Genomic DNA, 20,404 nt, shown 5'->3' on the forward strand with positions numbered 1-20,404 from the left:
CTAAGAAAACCAATAGGCGTTACCTGGGTTAGTAACGGTCGTCACCGCGAATTAAGCGGTCGTTTTGGACGGGGCTCTATGCCGGGACCTCCTTCACCCGCTTCGTCACGGTTAGTACGTCCGTGGACCCGAGACTGCTCGGGTTAACGGCGGTGCTAGGGGTCGTTTCGTTACCGTCGCCCGAAGCGTTGTGTGTCCTCTCGTCCGACGGAGTATCGAGAGATTCGGACGTGTTCGGCGAGTCCCCTGTGCCGTCCTCCGCTGGGGTACGGTCGTCTGACTGATTCTTCGGTTCAGTCGTCGTCTCTACGTATTCATCTGCTTCCGCCACGTTTTCGCTACTCGTTTCGGTTTCGGCAGAACCGTTGTCCGGTTCCGAACCGCTCGCCACTGGCTGTTCAGTTTCCACGCTCTCGTTTCCGACGGTCGAGTCCGCCGATCCGTTCTCGTTATCGGACGGGTCGGAATCAGTTGTCCCGCTCTCGGTTCCGTTCTCGTTATCGGCCGGGGCGGAATCGGTTGACCCATTCTCGCCCCCTTCGCCGGACGTAGTTGACTCGTTTTCCGTCGGTTCAGCAGTATCAGTCCGGTCCGTCTCGGCCGTCGTATTCGTCGCGTTCCCAGCCGATTCAGTCCTGTCTGTCATCTCGGTCTGGTTCTGCTCCGCGTCCTGGTCGACAGCGACTGACTCGTCCTGTCCCTGCTCGCTGTCGTTACCTGTCTGTGTCTGGTTCTGCGTCTGACCGACGTCGACCGTTCCGTTTTGTGACTGCGAACTATCGTTTACCGTCTGGTTCTGCTGCTGTGACTGTTCGGCTGAGACGTTCTGGGTCTGGTTCTGGGTCTGTTCGCCCTCGGTTCCGTTCTGCTGTTCGCGCTGAGTTCCGTTCACTGACTGTTCCTGGCGCTGCCGCTGGTCGTCGCTCTGAGCCTGTTCCTGCTCCTGGGAAACACCGATGGACTGATTTTGGCCCTGTCGCGTCGTCTCGTTCGTCGCGTTCTGACGCTGTTGTTGTCGCTGTTCCGTCTCTATCTCTTCGGTCTGCGATTGGTTTTGCGCGCGCTCGGTCTGGACCTGTTGCTGTTCCTGACTCGCGTTCGCCGACTGCTGTTGGGTCTGGGACTGACCGCCTTCCTCCTGTACTTGCTCTTGGCCCTGGTAAACGACGCTCACTCGCTGGTACTGCTGTTGTCGTTGCTCGACGCCGGTCCCCTGATTCTGGGACTGGTTCTGGTCGACCTGGACCGACTGGGACTGCTGTTGTCGATGCGCGCCGTCCGCGGCGGGCTGGATCTGTGCGCCGAAGAACGTCACTTCGAACACCTGAATCTGCGTCTGGTTCTGACTGCTTCCCGTCTGGTTCTGGGCCTGCTGTTGCGTTCCCGTCGACGTCTGGATCTGGGTCTGTTCACCGTTCTCGCCGGAGCCCTGTTGCTGGCTCTGGCTGGCGAACGTGATCAGTAAAAACTGCCGCTGCGCCTGGCGGTTATCGACACCGTCACCCTGTCGTTGACACTGCTGTTGCTCGACGTTGACGCTTTGTACGTTCGCCTGAACGCTTCCGTTCTCGCTGATCTGCTGTCCGTCCTGCGCGAGCGAGACGGACTGGTCCTGTGTCTGGTGCTGGTCGCCACCGCTTTGGCTCTGGCACTGCGTCTGCGTAACGGTGACCGCTTGTCCCTGCGTCTGTCCGCGGTCAGAGGCACCCTCGTCTCCGTCACCAGGTGTTTCACCACCGTCTCCTGGAGAGTCATCTCCGTTTCCAGGAGAATCGTCACCGTCACCGGGCGTCTCGTCACCGTCGCCTGGGGTTTCACCTCCGCCGTCACCGGGCGTCCCATCGCCGTCTCCTGGAGTCTCATCACCGTCACCGGACGTCCCATCGCCGTCACCGGGCGACCCATCGCCATCACCGGACGTTTCATCCTCGCTGTCGTCGGTCTCGTCGTCAGAGCGGCTATCGTCCGTCGGCAGGGAGTCGTCATCGACCTGGCCGTCACCGTGGGAGTCCTGCTCCCCAGCGGAGTCTCCCGAGCCGGTTCCGCCGTCCTGCGTCCCGCGTCTCCCGTCGCGGGACGTCTCGGACGCGTCCGTATCGGTAGATTCGCCGGCGTCCGTCTGCTGTCGGTCCGCGTCACGCGTCTCCGTGTCACAGCCGCCCTCGAAGAGTACGGCCGCCTGTCTCGGGGAGTCGGCTATCCCGGGGGACCCGACAACTACGTCGTCGGCGCTATCGCCCGACACGTTCCCGACCGCCAGGCCCGTCCCGGTCATGTTCGCGTTCTCCCCGCCGGCGATCTTCGCGATTTCGAACCCGCCCGCGTACGACCGCCCGTACAGGAGGTACGCGACACCAGACGACCCGTCGGCTACTTCGTGGTTCGGAGCGCCGACCAGTACATCGGCTAACCCGTCACAGTCGACGTCGCCGCCGCCGGCGACTGACTGTCCGAGGCGGTCGCCTCGGACCTCCCCGTGGATCGTCGCAGCCGCTACCTCTGCGAGCGGTGTCTCTCCGTCTCCCACGTCGCCACCGTGGACGACGTAGGCGGCACCGGCGTCGTCCCCGCGCCGGTCGTGACCCGGCGCACCGACGAGGATATCAGAGCTACCGTCCCCGTCGACGTCCCCGGCGTCCGTGACTGCCGTCCCCGCCTCCGCTCTCGGTTGCGGACCTTCGAGTGTGGCGGTGGCGTCCGCGAGCGAGCGTTCGCCCGAAACCGTTGCTTCGACGACGTGGACGGCACCTGCCTCCGATCCGCCGCCGTCGTGCCCGGGAGCACCGACCAGTATGCCCTCGGAACCGTTATCGCCGCTGTCGGTAGCCCAGGCAACCGCTTCACCGGATCGGTCGCCCGACGACTCCCCGACTAACCTCGAATCGGCGTTCTCGGCCGCCAGCGTACCGTTGATCGTGTTCCGCGCGACGATGACCGCTGCCCCGCGCCGATTCCGGTCATCGCCCGGAGCCCCGACCGCGATGCTCGATACGGCGGGGTCGTCGACAGAACGAACGTCGATGGAGGTCCCTAACCGGTCGTGGGAATCGCCGACGATCTTCGTCTCGTTCGGTCCGAGGGCGTACCGCCCGTTCGGTGAATCGCTGGCGTCGATCACGTACGCTGCGCCCGCTTCCGCTCCGCGCGTTTCGTCGCCGGGCGCTCCGATCACGATATCCGCTTGTCCGTTTCCGTTCACGTCGCCACTGTCGACGGCTCTGCCGACCTCACTCCCCGGTTCGGTACCGACGAAAACCGCGTCAGCATCTTCGAGAGTAACGTTCGAGGCCTCGACCGGTCCGTAGAAGAGATACACCGCCCCTCCGTCCTGCCGAGTCGGTGCCCCGACCAGTAGATCTGCGACACCGTCACCGTCGACATCGCCAGCCGTCGATACGGACCAGCCCGCTCGGTCGTCCGATTCCGACGACATGAACTCGGTGTCCGCCGAAGAGCCGTTCACCAACCCCTTCGGGGGTGAGTTGTCAGCGGCAGTAGCACCGGCCCGGTCAGCTTCAGTCGCAGTCGAGTAATCATCCGTTTCGTTCATCCCCGCTGCCGCTCCGACGCCCGCCGCGGTCGCACTGACAACGACGGCTGCGACCACGAGGAGTGTCAAGAGAGAACGACATCTCTCTTGCCACTTCTCTCCTGCAGAGGAACTTACCCTCCAATATCGTGTCATACCACTCGTCAGAACACGTAGCGGGATATTGTAATTCAGCAGTGAAACCGGACGTAACGTGCGTTACCACCGCTTCTGGCTTTTATTCCCGTTTTACCGCCCTGATACCAGCGTCCGCAAGACTACTGACCTCCGGTAACAGCGTATTACCGGGCCTTGCCCGCTCTCTCGGAGACAGAGCAGAGAACTGACTTCTCAGAAACTCGCCGTAGACGGTGAACCGATAACGGTACTGAAATCATAACGGTCACCGCTCGGACCTGTACGGATCATCGGTCGGAACGTCGGGAGGTCGATGGATATTCACCGGAGTGAAAGTAGGGCGATTGCCCAGAGACCCGCTTATTCCTCGTCAGCGTCGATCCGCCGTCGAACGTCGACCTGGTAGTTCTCGAGGATGTCCCGTCCGAGGATCATCTCGTAGGACATGTGGCTTCGGTCTTCGATGCTCGCCGTGACCGTGTGGCGCTGGCCGCCGATGCCGACGACGATGTCGACGACGGGTCGCGTTCGGCCCTTCTTCGAACTGCTCGACCGGACCTTCGTGAGGCTCTTGATCGGTCCGGCTCCGATCTCGGCGGCCAGTCGCGTGTCGATGCTCGTCCGGGTCGCGCCGGTGTCGGATTTGGCGATGACGGACTCCGACCCGCTGGTGCCGCTGACGACGACCTCCTCGGTGTACCCGACGACCAGCGTCTCGTCGTCGTCTCTCAGGATCGGTTGCGGCTTGCAGTCGGGGACGGAATCGTCGAGCACGTGCGAGAGTTCCTCGACGCGCTCATCGTCGACCGTCCCACCCGCCTCCTCGATAGCGAGGCGGGCGATGTAGGGCGCGGGGCTCGTTCCGGTCGCTTCGAACATTCCTTTGAACCCGGCGGTCGGATTGACTTCGAGGACGTACCACCCTTGCTCGCCCTCGACGAGGTCGACGCCCGCGTAGTCTAGCCCGACGACGTCGGTACTCGCCAACGCGATGTCGACGACTTCCTGCGGGAGTTCCTCTGAGGCGTTCTCGACGTCGCCGCCGAGCGCGACGTTGGTTCGCCAGTCGTTTTCCGGCGCGTAGCGGTTCATCGCTCCGATGACTTCCTCGCCGACGACGTACACGCGGAGGTCCCTGTGGCGTTCTCCCGACCGCTCGATGAGGCTCTGGAGGAACGCCTGTCGGTTGCCGACGCGGGGGTTCACCTCTTCGTCGGGCCCGATCTTCCAGGTGCCGCCGCCGTGGGTTCCGATGGCCGTCTTGTACACTGCCTCGTCGCCGAACTTGAACCGGTCGCGGTTGAGCCGCGCGTTGTTAAGCGCGAGCAACGCGTCGGGGACCTGGATGCCCGCGTCCGCGAGCGCCGACGCCGCAGCGAACTTGTGCATCGCGGTCAGCACGGCCTGGGGTTCGTTGAGCATCGGAACCAGATGGGCGAACGTGGTCGCCAGACCCATCTCCTCCGACGGCTGTTCGGTGTTCGAGAGCAACAGTCGGTTCGCGACCAGATCGATGTCGGGTTCGATGCTGACCCGCCCGTCCTCTATTTCGACGGCGGTGTTTTCCTCTCTCATCCACTCCGGGCGATGACCCAGTTCCTCGACGGCGTTGAGTATCGCTTTCGTTTCCTTGCTGTTGTGTAGGCTGAGAACCCCTATCGTCACGGTCCTCCCGCTCGAAGACATAGTTACTGTTCACTGCCGATACCAAAAACCGTTGCCCGTCGACGAACGGGACAGTTCGTCCGGAACTCGGTGGGAGTTCGCGCATCGAACGGCGACACCCCTCAGCAGCGTGACGTGGCAGGTTTTTACGTGCCGGATTCGGAGGCAAACGCATGAGCGACAGCGAGGCCGAAACGTTCACCTACAATGGCGGGAGCGTCGCTCCCGGAGAAGCGGCGAACATCCGGTACGGCGTCAGCGAGACGTATCTCGGCGACCCCGTACGGATCCCCGTCACTATCGTCAACGGTGAGCGTCCCGGTCCGACGGTGTTTCTCAGCGCGGCGATCCACGGTGACGAACTCAACGGCATCGAGGTCGTTCGCGAGGTGGCCAACGAGTGGGACCACACCGAACTCCGAGGGACCGTCGTCTGTCTCCCGGTGTTGAACGTCCCCGGGTTCCTGGCTCAGCAGCGGTATCTCCCGATCTACGACCGCGACCTGAACCGGGCGTTTCCCGGCTCCGCAAACAGCACGAGTTCGAAGCGGATCGCACACCGGATCTTTCGGAACTTCATCGAGCCCTGCGACTACGGTCTCGACTTTCACACGTCGACGCGCGGGCGGACGAACATGCTTCACGTCCGGGCCGATACGGGCGACGACCGCGTCGACCGACTCGCGCGCGCATTCGGGTCGAACGTGATAATCTCAAGCGAAGGCCCGGACGGCGCGCTCAGGAAGGAAGCGACGGAACGCGGCGTTCCCACGATCACGATCGAGATGGGCAAGGCCCACGAGTTCCAGCGGGACTTCATCGACCGGGCTCTGGACGGCGTCAAAAGCGTCTTCTCCGAGTTCGGCCTGCGAACGACGAGCGCCGTCAAGTGGCCGGGCTGGCGAACGGTCGTCGACGGCTCCTCCGATAAAACGTGGCTCCGGGCGGACTCCGGGGGGATAGTCGAGATGCATTTCTCCCGAGGGTCGTTCGTCCGGGAAGGCGAGACGATCTGCACTATCACGAACCCGTTCGAGACGACAGCGAACGAGGTGACTGCCCCGTTTACCGGCCTGCTGGTCGGTATCCTCCAGAACCCGCTCGTGTTCCCAGGGAACCCTATCTGTCACCTCGTCGAACTGGATGCGGGGACCCGTCGCGTGATCGAACGCGAACAGCGACCGTAGGAGCGTGGGACGGATCCCCGAACGAGTTCGGTCATGATTTCAGGGCTGGACTACCCGTAACGCCGAAAGGTAGTAACTTCTATACCGCCGCGGTCCAAGCCTCACGCTAGAGCATGAGTCAGTCTTATAATCGAGGTAGCGTCGAGGACTTCGGTCGTTGGCGGGAGTTCTCGGCCGGAATGTGGGCCTGGATATTCCACAAGTTCACCGGGTGGGTACTCATCGGCTACCTGTTCACACACATTGCGGTGTTGAGTAGCGCGACGCAGGGAGCCGAGGCGTACACCACGACGCTTCAGGGGCTGGAAAGTCTGTTCATCGTCCGGCTCATGGAGATCGGGCTGCTTGCCGTCGCTGTCTTCCACATCCTGAACGGGATCCGCCTGCTGATGGTCGACCTCAACGTCGGACTAGAGGCCCAGGACAAGAGCTTCTACGCTTCGATGGTTCTTACCGGTATTATCGTCGTGGCGAGCGTTCCGACCTTCCTCTCGGAGGTGGGCATCTGATGGCCGAACGCTACTCCTCGTTCGAACCTGCGAGCACGCGCTGGCTCCTCCAGCGCGTCACGGCGGCCTTTCTCGTGGTCGTACTCGCGTTCCACTTCTTCCTACTCCACTTCGTCCACCACGCGTACGAGATCGAGTTCGCAGGCACGCAAGCACGAATGGAGAATATCGGATACTTCATCACGATGGTCGCTTTCCTCGTGACGGGGACGTTCCACGGCGTCAACGGAGTGTACAACGCACTTATCAATCAAGGACTGGACGGGTCGCAGAAGACGGTCGTCAAGTGGGTGCTGGTCGTCGCCAGCCTCGCGCTGGTCGCACAGGGCGTCAGAGTCGCCATAGTCATGGCAGGATTCTAATATGAGTACGCAAGTTCCAGAAACCGAGACGGAAGCCGAAGCGGAGACCGAGGGCAAACCGCATCAAGAGCGCCGGCTAGCGGAGAAAGAAGAGCGGCGCGAGGCCGCCGACCGCGAACGCGTGGCCCGCGAGGAGATAGAGGCCGCCGACGACTCGGTCCACCTGAAAGTGTTCCGCTACGATCCCGAAGTCGAAGGCAAGCAGGAACCACGGTTCGACGACTTCCACGTCCCCTTCAAGAAGGGGATGACGGTGCTCGACGCGCTGATGTACGCGCGCGACCACTACGACTCCTCGCTCACCTTCCGACACTCCTGCCGGCAGGCGATCTGCGGGAGCGACGCGATGTTCGTCAACGGCTCCCAGCGCCTCTGTTGCAAGACTCAGATGGTCGACCTGGAGGAACCGGTTCGCGTCGAACCGCTCCCCCATCAGGAGGTCGTGAAGGACCTGGTCGTGGACATGCAACACTTCTACGACCAGATGGAGTCCGTGGAGCCGTACTTCCAGACGAACGAGACACCGGACGGCGAACTGGAGGAGCAACGCCAGAGCCGGGAGAACCGCGAAAAGATCAAGATGTCGACGCGGTGTATCTGGTGCGGGGCTTGCATGTCCTCGTGTAACATCGCCGCCGGGGACAACCAGTATCTCGGTCCCGCGGCCATCAACAAGGCCTACCAGTTCTACATGGACGAACGGGAGGGCGAAGACATGCAGGAACACCGGATGCGCATCCTCGAACAGGAACACGGCGTCTGGCGCTGTCAGACCCAGTTCTCCTGTACCGAGGTGTGCCCGAAGGATATTCCGCTGACGGAACACATTCAGGAGCTCAAACGCGAAGCGGTCAAGAGCAACCTGAAGTTCTGGTGAACGACGCGACAAGCAACACCGACATTACACACAAACTATGCACGAACACGACGTGATCGTGGTCGGGGGCGGCGGTGCGGGTCTCCGCGCAGCGATCGCAGCGAGCGAGGAAGGAGCGGACACAGCCATCGTCTCGAAACTACATCCGGTCCGGAGCCACACCGGCGCGGCGGAGGGCGGCATCAACGCCGCACTGCGCGAGGGTGACTCCTGGCAGGACCACGCGTACGACACGATGAAGGGGTCTGACTTCCTCGGCGACGCGCCGGCGATAGAAACGCTGGTGAAAGACGCACCGGAGGAGGTCATCAACCTCGAACACTGGGGCATGCCGTTCTCCCGCGAGGACGACGGCCGCGTCTCCCAGCGACCGTTCGGCGGCCTCTCTTTCCCACGGACGACGTACGCCGGCGCTGAAACCGGCCATCACCTGCTCCACACGATGTATCAGCAGGCGATGAAACACGGCATTCAGGTGTACGACGAGTGGCACGTCTCCGAACTGGCGGTGACGGACCACGAGGACCCCTCGGACCGCAGATGCCACGGCGTCGTCGCGTACGACGTCAAAACCGGCACCGTCGAGGGATTCAAGGCCAACCGCGGCGTCATCCTGGCGACCGGCGGTCCGGGCCAAGTGTACGAACACACGACGAACGCCGTCTCGAACACCGGCGACGGCTACGCGATGGCCTATCGGGCCGGCGTTCCGCTGGAGGACATGGAGTTCGTCCAGTTCCACCCGACGACGCTTCCATCCACGGGCGTCCTCATCAGCGAGGGCGTCCGCGGCGAGGGCGGGATCCTCTACAACGAGAAGGGGGAGCGGTTCATGTTCGAACACGGCTACGCGAACAACGAGGGCGAACTCGCCTCCCGCGACGTCGTCGCCCGCGCGGAGCTTACCGAGGTCAACCAGGGCCGTGGAGTTGAAGACGAGTACGTCCACCTCGACATGCGTCACCTCGGCGAGGAGCGCATCCTCGACCGTCTGGAGAACATTCTCCACCTCGCGGAGGACTTCGAGGGTGTCGACGGCCTCGTCGAACCGATGCCGGTCAAGCCCGGTCAGCACTACGAGATGGGCGGCATTGAAACGGACGAGAACGGCGAAACCTGCATCGAGGGCCTGTACGCGGCCGGCGAGTGTGCCTGCGTCTCCGTTCACGGCTCGAACCGCCTCGGCGGCAACGCCCTGCCGGAACTCATCGTGTTCGGCAAGCGCGCCGGTCATCACGCCGCTGGAAAGGACATGAAGGAGGCCGAAATTACGACGGGCTACACGGACGAGTGCGAACCCGGCGAGGTCGACTCCCCGGTCGAACCCGGGGCCGTCGACACGAAAAGCGGTGACGTGGCCGCGGACGGTAGCGGAGAGTTGACCGATCCGCAGGCAGTGGTCGAACGGACCGTCGAACACGAACGCGACCGGGTCCAGACGTTCCTCGACAAGGACGAAGGCGTCCAGCACGCCGCGATCCGCGAGGACCTGCAGGATTCGATGACGGCGAACGTCAACGTGTTCCGCAACGAAGAGGGTCTGAAGACGGCGCTCGAAGACATCCGAGAGGCTCGCGAGCGCTACCAGGACGTGTACGTGGACGACCCCTCGCGGACGTTCAACACCGACCTCCTCCACACCATGGAGACGCGAAACCTCATCGACCTCGCGGAGGCCATCACCCTCGGCGCGCTCGCCCGCGAGGAGTTCCGCGGCGCGCACTGGCGTCAGGAGTACCAGGAGCGCCGCGACGACGAGTGGCTGAAACATACGCTGCTTCGCTGGAACGACGGGACCCCCGAACTGTTCTACAAGCCCGTCATCCTCGAAGGCGAGAACAAGACGTACGAGCCGACGGTCCGGAGTTACTGACCCCGGTTCATCGGTATTCCTTAGTCGCCCCGGCGAGTACTGATACGTAGGGAAGGGTGGCTCAGTGGTAGAGCGCGCCGCGTCGACGGATCCTGCCCGTGGACGTGGATTTTCAAAGGCTTCGCGTGGTTCAAATCCCGCCCCTTCCACTTTACACCGTTTCCCGCGAGACGTTTCATCGTCGAGCGACTGCTCGGTGGGAAGGTGCACTCGGGATTTGAATGAAACGAGTCGTAGGCGTGATCCTGAAAACCGGTAGTCGAACGCTCTACACACGGATACCGAGCGATACCATCAGCCATTCGGAATTGTTCGACGATCGTCGTAGAGGGGTTTTATTATCGTCGAACTGATCGTGTCAGTTACAATGGTTATGCGAACGCAGGACGAACACGATTCGTTGCCGGAAGAGTTGGAGTCACCGCGCGCGAAACTAGTGTATATGTATATCTCGGTACGCGGCGAGGTGACAGTCGAGGCGTTACAGGACGCGCTGGACATCGATAAGATAACGCTGTTTAGCATCCTGAAGACCCTCGACAAGCGCGGCCTCGTTCGAAGGAGTTCGGACGCGTACAGGCCAGCGTAGCGGGCCTATCAGTCGGTACTGAGGTTCAATGCACACTCAGTCACACGACAGTGATGCGATCAGCTGTGAGCCGTTTCAGAAACGACCATAGTTCGGACCGGTGACAGAACATCCCGTCAGATCACAACATGTTTATCGGCTACATTCACAGCCAAACGTACGGGTGCCGTCGCAGCCGGTGTTTGAGGCTGTTGCGTTCCCCACCCCATTTCTGTGCCGTAGCGGGCGGCATACCCGTACCGCGGTCGCCTTTCGGCCCGCGGTTTTGATCGGTTTGAGCCGGACAGTGGACTTCGGTTACAGTCGCGCTTGCAGATCCTCACACACTCGCTCGCACGACTGCGTGCGACCGGACGTGTAAACAGTTGTAAGCGCTACTATAGCTGTGTCAGTTAGTCGGCGACGCCGCCGCCGAGCCAACGGCCGGTACGCGTTGGTAGAGGGCGGCGAAGATAGCAGCGGAGACCAGAATAAAGCCCGCGGCAGTCCAGAAAGCGACGAACACTGACGTCGCATCCCAGAGCGCGCCGACGGCAACCGGTCCGGACTCCTGTCAGATCTTCCAGCCGATCGAGCGCAGCGACATGCTCCCGGCGACGGCGTCGAACTGCTCGCCCTCTTCGACGAACAGCGTCATGCGCGCGGGACGCCGGGGGCTGTCCGCGACCCCTTGGACCGTGCGCATGACGATGACGTGCTCGACGCGCCCGACCAGCGAGAACCCGACGAAGACGCCGACGTTCAGAACGAGTCCGGCGACGAGATACCGCTTCTCGTCTCCGATGTCTATCAGGCGGCCCAGCGGTAACACGATACCCAGTTGAGCGAGGGCGAAGCCCGTGCCGAACATCCCCTCTACGGTGTCGCTCGTCTGGAATAGGCCGGCGTACAGCGCCAGCGCGATGAAGATGGTCGAATACGTCTGACTCCGGGCGAACGCGGTACTGGCCAGTGCGATGAACTCGCGGCTGTGGAACAGATGACGAACCCCGCCGCTCCCCGGCACAGTTACGAATCGAAACAGTGAGCGAACGCGTGTAAGTCCTTACAACCGCTCAGAGTTCGATCCGCTCGACTAACTGGTCCGTCTCCTCGTTTATGTTTACCGCGACGATGCGCACGTCGTCTTCCAGGCCTGACCCGCGGAGTTTCGCCTTGAGTAAGTTGTCGACCTGATAGACGCCGGCAGCGTTTGTCATCTCTATCTCGACGAGGACGGGACGGTCATCGCCGGGGCGCAGCGAGACGTTGCGGATGGCCCGACTGGAGATAGTGTTGATGCCGCGCCCGCCCATCTCGTACGGCATGCGCGACCGGCCGCGTTCCATGTCGAGGGCGTCGGCCACGCGGATGACACCCGCCTCCGTCGTCAGCGGGTCCTCCGACGTGTGGTGACAGAGGATGGCGTGGAGAACCTCGCCTTTCATCCGCACTGCGTCTGCGACATCGTAGAACTCCGGGAGGATCCGGTCGAGGATGTCCGCGGCGAGCGGTATCGAGTAGTAGGCGTGACTGTCGCGATGGACGACGTGACCGATGTCGTGAATCGTCGCCGCGAGCGCGACGATGATGCTCTCGTCGGCTTCGTCGAGTCCCTGGTCAGCCGCGCCGTTGAACTCGACGCCGGCCTCCTTCAGAAGGTCGTACAGACACAGCGCCCGATTGCGGACGATGCTGATGTGTTTCGCGCCGTGGTCGTTGTACCCCTTGCGTTTTACCGGATTGACGTTCTGCGCTTCGAGGTAGGTCTGGACTTCCTCGTCGTCGTCGAGAAACGCCAGTACCTCGTTGAGCCGGTCGTCCGGGAACGCGTGGTCGGCCTCGGGTGCATACGTTCGGCCGTTGCCGTCGCTAAGTGAGTCGTCGGTGTCGGCGCTTGGTGAATCGGCCATGCCCGGGGTTTCGTCGCCGAGGTGAAAAAGGGCACCGGGCCGCCGGGAAAACGGGACGTTACGCGGTGTCGTCGACAGCGGCCGCGATCTCGTCGTACTCCGGTTCCACGCCGGGGTCGTCACTCACCCACTCGTAGGTTATCTCGCCGTCCGCTCCGACGACGAACACCGCACGCTTCGCGACGCCGTGGACGCCCAGGTCGGCGAAGTCCATCCGCACGTCGTAGGCGTCGATGATCTCCTTGTCGATGTCGCTAATGAGGCCGAACGACAGGTCGTTCTGGTCGCGGAACTCGTTTAGCGCGAACGGTGAGTCGACACTGATCCCGTAGACATCGGCACCGATGTCATCGAACTTCGATAGCCGGTCGTCGAACGTACACATCTCGGTGGTGCAGACGCTCGTGAACGCCCCAGGGAAAAACGCGAGTACGACCGGGCCGTCGGCTAGTTCGTCGGCGAGTGTGAACTCATCTATGTCGCCGTTTGCAAGCGGTGCAGTGAAATCCGGAGCGTCGCCGTTAGCTTCGGCCATATCGTCTGCGCGTAGTCACGGCGGAAAGAAGACAATTGCGTTTTCCTGACCTATCAGCCCGCTATTGGGGGTTCCCGAGCAAAAAGACTATAATTGCTTCCCGGTTAATCTGAGGTAGAGATGGCACTTGAAACCGCACCGGCGTTCGTCGGGGGACTTCCCGGCGGAACCGAACTCGTCGTTATCCTCCTGATCGCCGTGCTCCTTTTCGGGGCGAACAAGATCCCGAAACTGGCACGGTCGACCGGGGAGGCGATGGGCGAGTTCCAGAAGGGACGAGAGGAAGTCGAACAGGAACTCGAAGAGATGCGCGAAGGCCCCGATTCTGACGGCTCGACCGCAACCGACGCCGACCTGGCGGAGCCCGAAGACGACTTCGTCGACACCGACCCCGTTACCAGCGAAGACACGGAGACGAACACCGAGAGCGACTCCGCGCAGTAACGCGCTTTCTTCTTATTGCGGACGTGTGGCCTAGTGGATCAGGGCGGGAGGTTCCTAACCTCCAGAGCGTGGGTTCGAATCCCGCCACGTCCGTCATGCGACGAACGGACGTGAGGAGCAGAGGGACCCGGAGTTCGAATCCTGTCAGTCGCAGCCTGCGCAGTTCGCGAAGCGAACGAGCAGGACCGTCTGACTCCGGTTCGAATCCCGCCACGTCCGTCATGCGACGAACGGACGTGAGGAGCAGGGAGCTGTAAACCGCAGACAGAACGTGACCATGGGCACGGATAAACGGTGAACACTCCCGTTTTCCCCGGTCAGAATGATCGTTCAGAGACAATTCGGTCCAGTCCGAACCCAGCGGAGACGTGTAATAGCACCGTCCCGAGCGGAATTGAGATCTCATCTCCGTGTTAGTGGGTGAAATTACTCTCGAAAGTAAAATTCCTCTTACGAATACATTCCCAGATAATGATAATCTATGGAGTGATCTCTAGAAAACCCAATTCAAAGCGGGTAGTGCGCCGAAGTTATCAACACTGATACTCTATAAAAGGTTTTTTGACTAGTCAGCCAGTGGGAGTAGCCAATGGCTATTGACGACGCCGACCAGTCGGACTCCAAACAGTTAGAGGGGGAGGTGGACGAGTCGGCAGCCGAGCCTGAGGGCAATACTGATCAGGGGGGTGACGGCCCAGATCCCACGGACGGGGGATCAGGGACCGCCAACCAGGGCCCGACGGTCTCGGTGGGGGAGTACACGTGGGCAGAGTTCATGGAGGAGTTCGGGTACGAAGACGAGGTCAACCGGGTGTACCCGTCGAGTGCGACGAGCGGGAGTGGGGGGTCGCTCGGACTCGGAAGTTCCGAAGACGTGGGGCCACCCTCCGGCGATGACTGGAACGGCGTCGAGTTCGCACCCGAGGAGTATCTCGGTTTCCACCCGGACGACCTCACCGGTCGAATCACGGAAGACGCGGCACCTCCGGCGAAATATCTCTGGGAGGCTTTCAAGGAGGACGTATTCTCGACCCCGGTCGTCAAAGACGAGTACGGCTGGGAGCATTTCAAGTGGGAGTACTACTACGAGGACGAAGGCGACCTCCCGCTCGACAGCGAGGGTGAGACGGTTCCGTTCGAGCCGGAGAGTCACCTCGGCTTCGACCCCGAAGACACAGAGGGCCTACTGAGTCAGGGCCAGGCGTTCGCGGACGAACTTCACGACGTCATCGAGGAGCGCACGGTCAACGTCCGACACGAGAAGGAAGACGAGTTCTTCAGTACGCAGGAGGGGCACACGACCGTCGTCAATCGGTACGACCTGGAGAAGGCCGTCCCGCAGGAGAAAAAGACGCACTTCCGCGAGGAGGACCGGTACTGGGTCAACAAACCGTACGCCTTCGTCATCCTGTTTCACTCCGAGAAAGAAAACGAGAAGAAATACTACGCGATCGAGCCCAACCTAAACGAGATAGAAAAGGACTTACAGGAGTTTCTCACCGGCAAGCTACGAACAGCGATCAAGTACACCGACGAGGACATTACCATCGAAGGCGGTGAAGACGAGCGGAAAGACGTTATCGAACGCGAGACGAAACGCCTGCTCAAACGGTACGATATCTTCCAGCAACCGACCGGTGGCGGCGGCGACGGCTCGATCATCAACCAGATAAAGGGTCTGTTCGGAGAGCCCGACGAGGTCGCCATAGAGGAGGAAGACGGCGGACTGGACGGTATTTCGCTCCGGCCGGAGCCGGCGATCCTGGCGGACGATCCGGACCACTTGAACGAGTACCAGGTCGAGAAGCTTCTGTACCTGCTGAAGCGGGACTTCATCGGGTACGAGCGGATCGACCCGATCAAACACGACATCAACGTCGAGGACATCTCCTGTAACGGGTACAACTCGCCGGTGTTCGTCTATCACACCGACCACGAGCAGATCATCTCGAACATCTACCACGCCGAGGAGGAACTCGACGACTTCGTCGTCAAACTCGCGCAGCGCTCCGGCAAGGGTATCAGCAAGCGCCGACCGCAGGTCGACGCGACGCTACCGGACGGCTCGCGGTCGCAGTTGACTCTCGGACCCGAGGTGTCCGACCACGGGACGAACTACACTATCCGACAGTTCAAAGACGTCCCGTTCACGCCGATAGACCTCATCAACTGGAACACGTTCTCGCTCGACGAGATGGCCTTCCTCTGGCTCAGCATCGAGAACCACAAGTCGCTCATCTTCGCCGGAGGTACGGCGTCCGGGAAGACGACGAGCCTGAACGCCATCTCGCTGTTCATTCCGAGTAGCGCCAAGATCGTCTCCATCGAGGACACCCGCGAGGTCGAACTCCCCCAGCGTAACTGGATCGCGAGCGTCACGCGACCGTCGTTCTCCGACGACAGTCAGGGCGACGTCGACGAGTTCGACCTGCTGGAGGCCGCACTGCGCCAGCGACCCGACTACATCGTCATGGGCGAGATCCGCGGTGAAGAGGGTCGGACGCTGTTCCAGGTCATGTCAACGGGGCACACGACCTACACGACGTTCCACGCCGACTCCGTCGGTGAGGTTCTCAAGCGGTTCACGACGGACCCGATCAACGTCTCGAAGACCATGTTCACGGCGCTGGACCTGGTTTCGATCCAGACGCAGACGCGGGTGCAGGGCAACAAGGTTCGCCGGAACAAGTCCCTAACCGAGATCAACCACTACGACGCGGAGAACGACGAAATCAACGTTCAGGACGTCTACCAGTGGCAGGCCGAGACAGACGAATTCCTCAAGATGGGGGATTCGAACACGCTCGAAGAGATCCAGTTCGACCGTGGGTGGAACAGGGACCGACTCGAAGAGGAACTGTTCGAGCGCCGCGTCATCCTGGCGTATCTCATCAAGAACGGACTGAACGAGTACACGAAAGTCGCGGCGACGGTTCAGGCCTACATCAACGACCCCGAAACGATCCTGACGTTGATCGCGAACGACCAACTGGAAGACAGTCTCGAAGACCTGCGCGAAATGGAGTCCGTCCTGATCGATGTCGACCCGGAAAAGGAGGCGCTGGTCCCGCGGCCGGACGCCGGCGAGGAGATTTACAACGAGGCAACGGACATCCTCGAACGCGCCGAAGAGCGCGTGTTCGAACAGTACCGCGGCAAGGTGCCGAGCGGTCTCGGGAGCGCACTTTCCAGCGTCTCCGGAGAGGAAGAACCGACTATCACGCCGGAGGAAACCGACAGCGACGACTTCGACTTCGGCGGCGGCGGTCTGGACGACTCCGTCTCAGAGGATGAACTCGGACTCGGCGACGACGACGACTTCACCTTCGGCAGTACGGCCGAGGGCGACGAAGCGGTCGCCGAGGACGGACCGGGATGGCTCAGCGACGACGAGGACGAGTTCGGTGGAACGGAGTCCGACGGCGAGACGGGGGTCCCCGAAACCGCAGAGGGAGACGCCGGAGACGGGACTGATACGCCGGAACTCGACGAAGCGGAAGAAACGGCCGCCCTCGCCGCTTCCGGGGCCGAGGCGGACGCCGCGGAAACGGACGACTCGCCGCCGGATGAGACGGAGGCCGGTTCCGTCGAAGAGACGGCTACCGCCTCCTCTGCGGACGGGACTCGCGAGGACGGGGCGGACGATACCGACGAGGCCGTCTTCAGCGACCCGACCGGTGGAGACGCCGCTGTCGAAACCGCGGACGTCGGGGCTGAAACGAACACCGAGGCGACGGAGACAGACGACGTCCCGGTCGAGAGCGACGACGCGGTGTTTAGCTCCGGACCGGAAGATGACCCCGCTTCAGACGGCACGGTGTTCGGAGAACCGAACGCCGACGAGGCCGAGGGGACAAAGACGCCCGACCCGACCGAGGGGACAGATGACCCCGGTAACGGGACAGTAGACGACGAACCGACAGAGGAAGCCGGTTCGGCCGCTGTCGACGACGCCGAGGACGAAGCCGAGGATGAAGTGTTCTCGGGTGACAGTTCCTTCTTCGGGGACGAAGACAGTTCGGACGAAAGCGGGAGCGACGAGTCCATCTTCTCCGACAGCGGCAGTAGCGAGTCCCCGTTCGGTGACAGCGAGGACGCGGACGGCGACACTGATGGGGAGGACGCGATCTTCGAAGACGACGGGGAGTCGATCTTCGGGGAAACCGACGGCGATTCGATCTTCAGCGAATCCGACGAAAACGCCGGCGACGAAGCGGAAACGGACACCGGATCGGTCTTCGACGACGGAGACGGATCGATCTTCAGTGACAGTGACGACGAGGACGAACAATGAGCCTGGATACACGGTCAGGGCCCGAGAGTAGTGGGATCGGGTCTAGCGACGACCCGCTCGGCGATATGTTCTACCCGCTGTTCGACATGCTGTTCGACGAGAATAGTGACTTCGTCAACGGAGTCGAAACCAAACTCGCACAGGCCCGGATGTCGGACCCCGTCGAGATGTACCTCTCCCGGGCGATGGGTATCGGCGTTCTCTCAGGTGGATTTCTCTGGTTGATCGGCACCCTTCTCGGCTACGTCCTGTTCGTTACCGGCGTCGTCGAGGTGGGTCTGATCCTCGGCGCGCAGATCCCCAACCAAACGCTACTCGAGTTCATTCAGGCGGTGAAGATTCCGGCGCTCGTGCTGACGACGGGGCTGGTGCTCGGAACTATCGGATTCGGGATGGGATTCGGCGCGTTGGTCGCGGTTCCGTACTCGCGGGCGTCGAGTCGCGAACGCGAGATCAACATGTTACTCCCGGACGCCGTGTCGTTCATGTACGCCCTGTCCGTCGGAGGGCTGAACCAGTTAGAGATCCTGGAAGCGATGGCACAGGCAGAGGACACGTACGGGGAGGTCGCCTACGAGTTCAGGAACATCGTCCAGGAGACAGAGTACTTCGATACGGACTACCGGAGCGCACTGCGGACGCAGGCGATGGAAACGCCGAGTGACGAGTTGAGTCAGTTCCTGACGGACATGCTCTCGATCGTAAACAGCGGCGGAGACATGGAGTCGTTCCTCGACGACAAAAAGGACAAGCACATGCGGACTGCCAAGCAGGAGCAGGAACTGACTCTGGAAACGCTCGAACTGTTCGGCGAGATGTATATGACGCTTTCTCTGTTCCCGCTGCTTCTCCTCATCATCATCGTCATCATGGGGATGATGGGACAGGCGAGAGAGACGATGCTGTACGGGACGGTGTACGGCCTCATCCCTATCCTCGGTGTCGGGTTCCTCGTGATGGTTTCGACCGTGAAACAGGACGAGGTCGGGGACGGCTACCTCAACCCAGCCAACAGCAGCGACCGCCTGAAAAACGCCTCCAACGAGAGCATCCTCGACCTTGGCCTCATCGAGTCGTTCACGGGCGAGCACAGCGTCTTCGACCGCATCAAAAGCCGTGAGGGGACGTTCGAGACGAAGAAGGTTCTGAAACGACCGCACATCTTCTTTCGGGACAATCCACTGTTGACGCTGGCACTGACAGTGCCCGCGGCGCTCGTCATACTCGTCACTGCTATCGCCTCCGGGTCCGCGCCGACATCTATCGACGGGTTCGTCGAGCAACCGGTGTGGGGCACATTCATCTACGTGTACATGCCGACTTACCTCTGTCTCACGCCGCTTGCTATCTTCCGGGAGTGGAACATCCGGTCCCGGAACGCCATCGTCTCGGACATCTCCGATAACCTGCGGAAACTGGCGAGTGCGAACGCGACGGGCCTGACGCTGCTGGAGTCGTTCGAAACCGTCGCCAACACCACGTCCGGCAAACTGGCTCACGAGTTCGACCAGATCCACGCCAAGGTCAACTACGGAATGAACCTCCGGGAAGCCCTCGTCGAGTTCAACAACAACTACCACTTGCCGCGACTCGCTCGGACCGTCAAACTCATCACCAAATCACAGGAGGCGTCCAGCCAGATTACGGACGTGCTAAGCACCGCAGCACAGGCGAGCGAGAACCAGGACGACATCGAACGCGAGCGCAAGTCCCGGACGCGGATGCAGATGGTCATCATCATCATGACGTACCTGACCCTGCTCGCAGTCATGGCCATTCTGAAGACGCAGTTCCTCGACGTGATGTCCGGCCTGAGTGGCCAGGCGAGCGGCGGCGGAGGGGGAGGCACGTCGCAGGGGCTCAGCAGCGGCGTCGACACCCAGATGCTATCGCTACTGTTCTTCCATGCGGTGACTATGCAGGCGATCCTCTCGGGGATGATCAGCGGATACATGCGAGAGGCAGACCTGATGGGAGGTCTCAAGTTCGTCATCATCCTGCAGACGATAGCGCTCGCAGTGTGGACGGTGGTCGGATGATCGGCGACGACCGCGGACAGACGAACCAGGACTTCGCAGTCGGTGTGAGTATCTTCCTGCTGACGACCGCGTTCGTGTTCGCGTTCATTCCGAGCATCTTCACGCCGTTTAACTCAGAGGTGGAAGACAGCCAGGTGACACAGGCCGACAGAGTCGCATCGGCGTTTCTCGACAACTACTCCGTCGCCGACAAACCGGGGACGCTAGATGTCGACCGGGCTGAGGAGTTCTTCGGCAACGGTGGTGATGGCGACGAACTCCGGGACCGCTATGACCTGCCAGTCACGTCGCAGGTCAACGTCACGGTCCGGACGCCGAACGGGTCAGTGACGCATCAGAGCGGCGGTGTCACCTTGGCTCGCGGCGACGATTACAGCGGCCAACCGGCAGCGAGTACCAGTCGAGTGGTGACGTTCGACGACGGGAGCGTTTGTGACCCGTCCTGTCGACTCGTCGTGAGGGTGTGGTAAT

15 protein-coding genes and 2 tRNA genes are annotated in these 20,404 nt (G+C 61.7%); 12 read left to right on the forward strand and 5 right to left on the reverse strand.

Annotation, left to right across the window (positions count from 1 at the left end; translation table 11 throughout):
- Positions 1–76: 76 nt before the first annotated feature.
- Together EYW42_RS11755 and EYW42_RS11760 are read right to left on the reverse strand one after the other, a co-directional pair.
- Complete coding sequence (locus EYW42_RS11755; RefSeq protein ID WP_161972944.1) at positions 77–3,619, reverse strand: FG-GAP repeat protein; 3,543 nt, start codon at positions 3,617–3,619, stop codon at positions 77–79.
- Between the two features lie 408 nt (positions 3,620–4,027).
- Entirely contained in the window at positions 4,028–5,353 is a 1,326-nt protein-coding gene (locus EYW42_RS11760; protein ID WP_135535487.1) for a RimK family alpha-L-glutamate ligase, read from the reverse strand.
- Between the two features lie 152 nt (positions 5,354–5,505).
- Here EYW42_RS11760 and EYW42_RS11765 point away from each other — a divergent pair, with 152 nt between their 5' ends.
- From EYW42_RS11765 to EYW42_RS11795, 7 genes are all read left to right on the forward strand, one after another.
- The gene (locus tag EYW42_RS11765) at positions 5,506–6,519 is read left to right on the forward strand and encodes a succinylglutamate desuccinylase/aspartoacylase family protein (RefSeq protein WP_135535488.1); all 1,014 of its coding nucleotides are present in this window, start codon (positions 5,506–5,508) and stop codon (positions 6,517–6,519) included.
- 113 nt (positions 6,520–6,632) lie between these two features.
- Positions 6,633–7,028 (forward strand): succinate dehydrogenase, cytochrome b556 subunit, encoded by a 396-nt coding sequence (sdhC, locus tag EYW42_RS11770; RefSeq protein ID WP_135535489.1) that lies wholly within the window; start codon positions 6,633–6,635, stop codon positions 7,026–7,028.
- Positions 7,028–7,390, forward strand: a complete 363-nt coding sequence (locus EYW42_RS11775; RefSeq protein ID WP_135535490.1) for a succinate dehydrogenase hydrophobic membrane anchor subunit — start codon at positions 7,028–7,030, stop codon at positions 7,388–7,390. Before sdhC ends, EYW42_RS11775 begins: the two co-directional genes overlap by 1 nt.
- Position 7,391: 1 nt before the next feature.
- Positions 7,392–8,267: a succinate dehydrogenase/fumarate reductase iron-sulfur subunit gene (locus tag EYW42_RS11780; protein WP_135535491.1), complete on the forward strand. Its 876-nt coding sequence runs from the start codon at positions 7,392–7,394 to the stop codon at positions 8,265–8,267.
- 37 nt (positions 8,268–8,304) lie between these two features.
- Positions 8,305–10,140, forward strand: coding sequence for an FAD-binding protein (locus EYW42_RS11785; protein ID WP_135535492.1), 1,836 nt, complete (start codon positions 8,305–8,307; stop codon positions 10,138–10,140).
- 50 nt (positions 10,141–10,190) lie between these two features.
- Positions 10,191–10,289 (forward strand) — tRNA-OTHER (locus tag EYW42_RS11790).
- 293 nt (positions 10,290–10,582) lie between these two features.
- Positions 10,583–10,729, forward strand: a complete 147-nt coding sequence (locus EYW42_RS11795) for a MarR family transcriptional regulator (protein WP_237561317.1) — start codon at positions 10,583–10,585, stop codon at positions 10,727–10,729.
- A gap of 553 nt (positions 10,730–11,282) precedes the next feature.
- Here the strand turns inward: EYW42_RS11795 and EYW42_RS11800 are convergent.
- From EYW42_RS11800 to EYW42_RS11810, 3 genes are read right to left on the reverse strand one after another with little or no spacing between them, the layout of a single operon-like run.
- A complete protein-coding gene (locus EYW42_RS11800; protein ID WP_259371291.1) occupies positions 11,283–11,735 on the reverse strand; it encodes an MFS transporter in 453 nt (150 codons plus the stop codon).
- 49 nt (positions 11,736–11,784) lie between these two features.
- Entirely contained in the window at positions 11,785–12,621 is an 837-nt protein-coding gene (locus EYW42_RS11805; protein WP_135535494.1) for an HD domain-containing protein, read from the reverse strand.
- A 58-nt stretch (positions 12,622–12,679) separates the two neighbouring features.
- Positions 12,680–13,156: a redoxin domain-containing protein gene (locus tag EYW42_RS11810; RefSeq protein WP_135535495.1), complete on the reverse strand. Its 477-nt coding sequence runs from the start codon at positions 13,154–13,156 to the stop codon at positions 12,680–12,682.
- Positions 13,157–13,276: 120 nt separating this feature from the next.
- Here EYW42_RS11810 and EYW42_RS11815 point away from each other — a divergent pair, with 120 nt between their 5' ends.
- From EYW42_RS11815 to EYW42_RS11835, 5 genes are all read left to right on the forward strand, one after another.
- Complete coding sequence (locus tag EYW42_RS11815) at positions 13,277–13,600, forward strand: twin-arginine translocase TatA/TatE family subunit (RefSeq protein WP_135535496.1); 324 nt, start codon at positions 13,277–13,279, stop codon at positions 13,598–13,600.
- A 19-nt stretch (positions 13,601–13,619) separates the two neighbouring features.
- Positions 13,620–13,693 (forward strand) — tRNA-Arg (locus EYW42_RS11820).
- Between the two features lie 496 nt (positions 13,694–14,189).
- On the forward strand, positions 14,190–17,894 hold the full coding sequence (locus EYW42_RS20550) for an ATPase, T2SS/T4P/T4SS family (RefSeq protein ID WP_135535497.1): 3,705 nt from the start codon (positions 14,190–14,192) through the stop codon (positions 17,892–17,894).
- Positions 17,891–19,933 (forward strand): type II secretion system F family protein, encoded by a 2,043-nt coding sequence (locus EYW42_RS11830; protein WP_135535498.1) that lies wholly within the window; start codon positions 17,891–17,893, stop codon positions 19,931–19,933. The genes EYW42_RS20550 and EYW42_RS11830 overlap by 4 nt, the downstream gene beginning before the upstream one ends.
- A complete protein-coding gene (locus EYW42_RS11835; protein ID WP_135535499.1) occupies positions 19,930–20,403 on the forward strand; it encodes a DUF7287 family protein in 474 nt (157 codons plus the stop codon). Before EYW42_RS11830 ends, EYW42_RS11835 begins: the two co-directional genes overlap by 4 nt.
- The last annotated feature ends 1 nt before the right edge of the window (position 20,404 follow it).

It is taken from the genome of Halostella pelagica, assembly GCF_004762015.1.
GTDB lineage: Archaea > Halobacteriota > Halobacteria > Halobacteriales > Natronoarchaeaceae > Halostella > Halostella pelagica.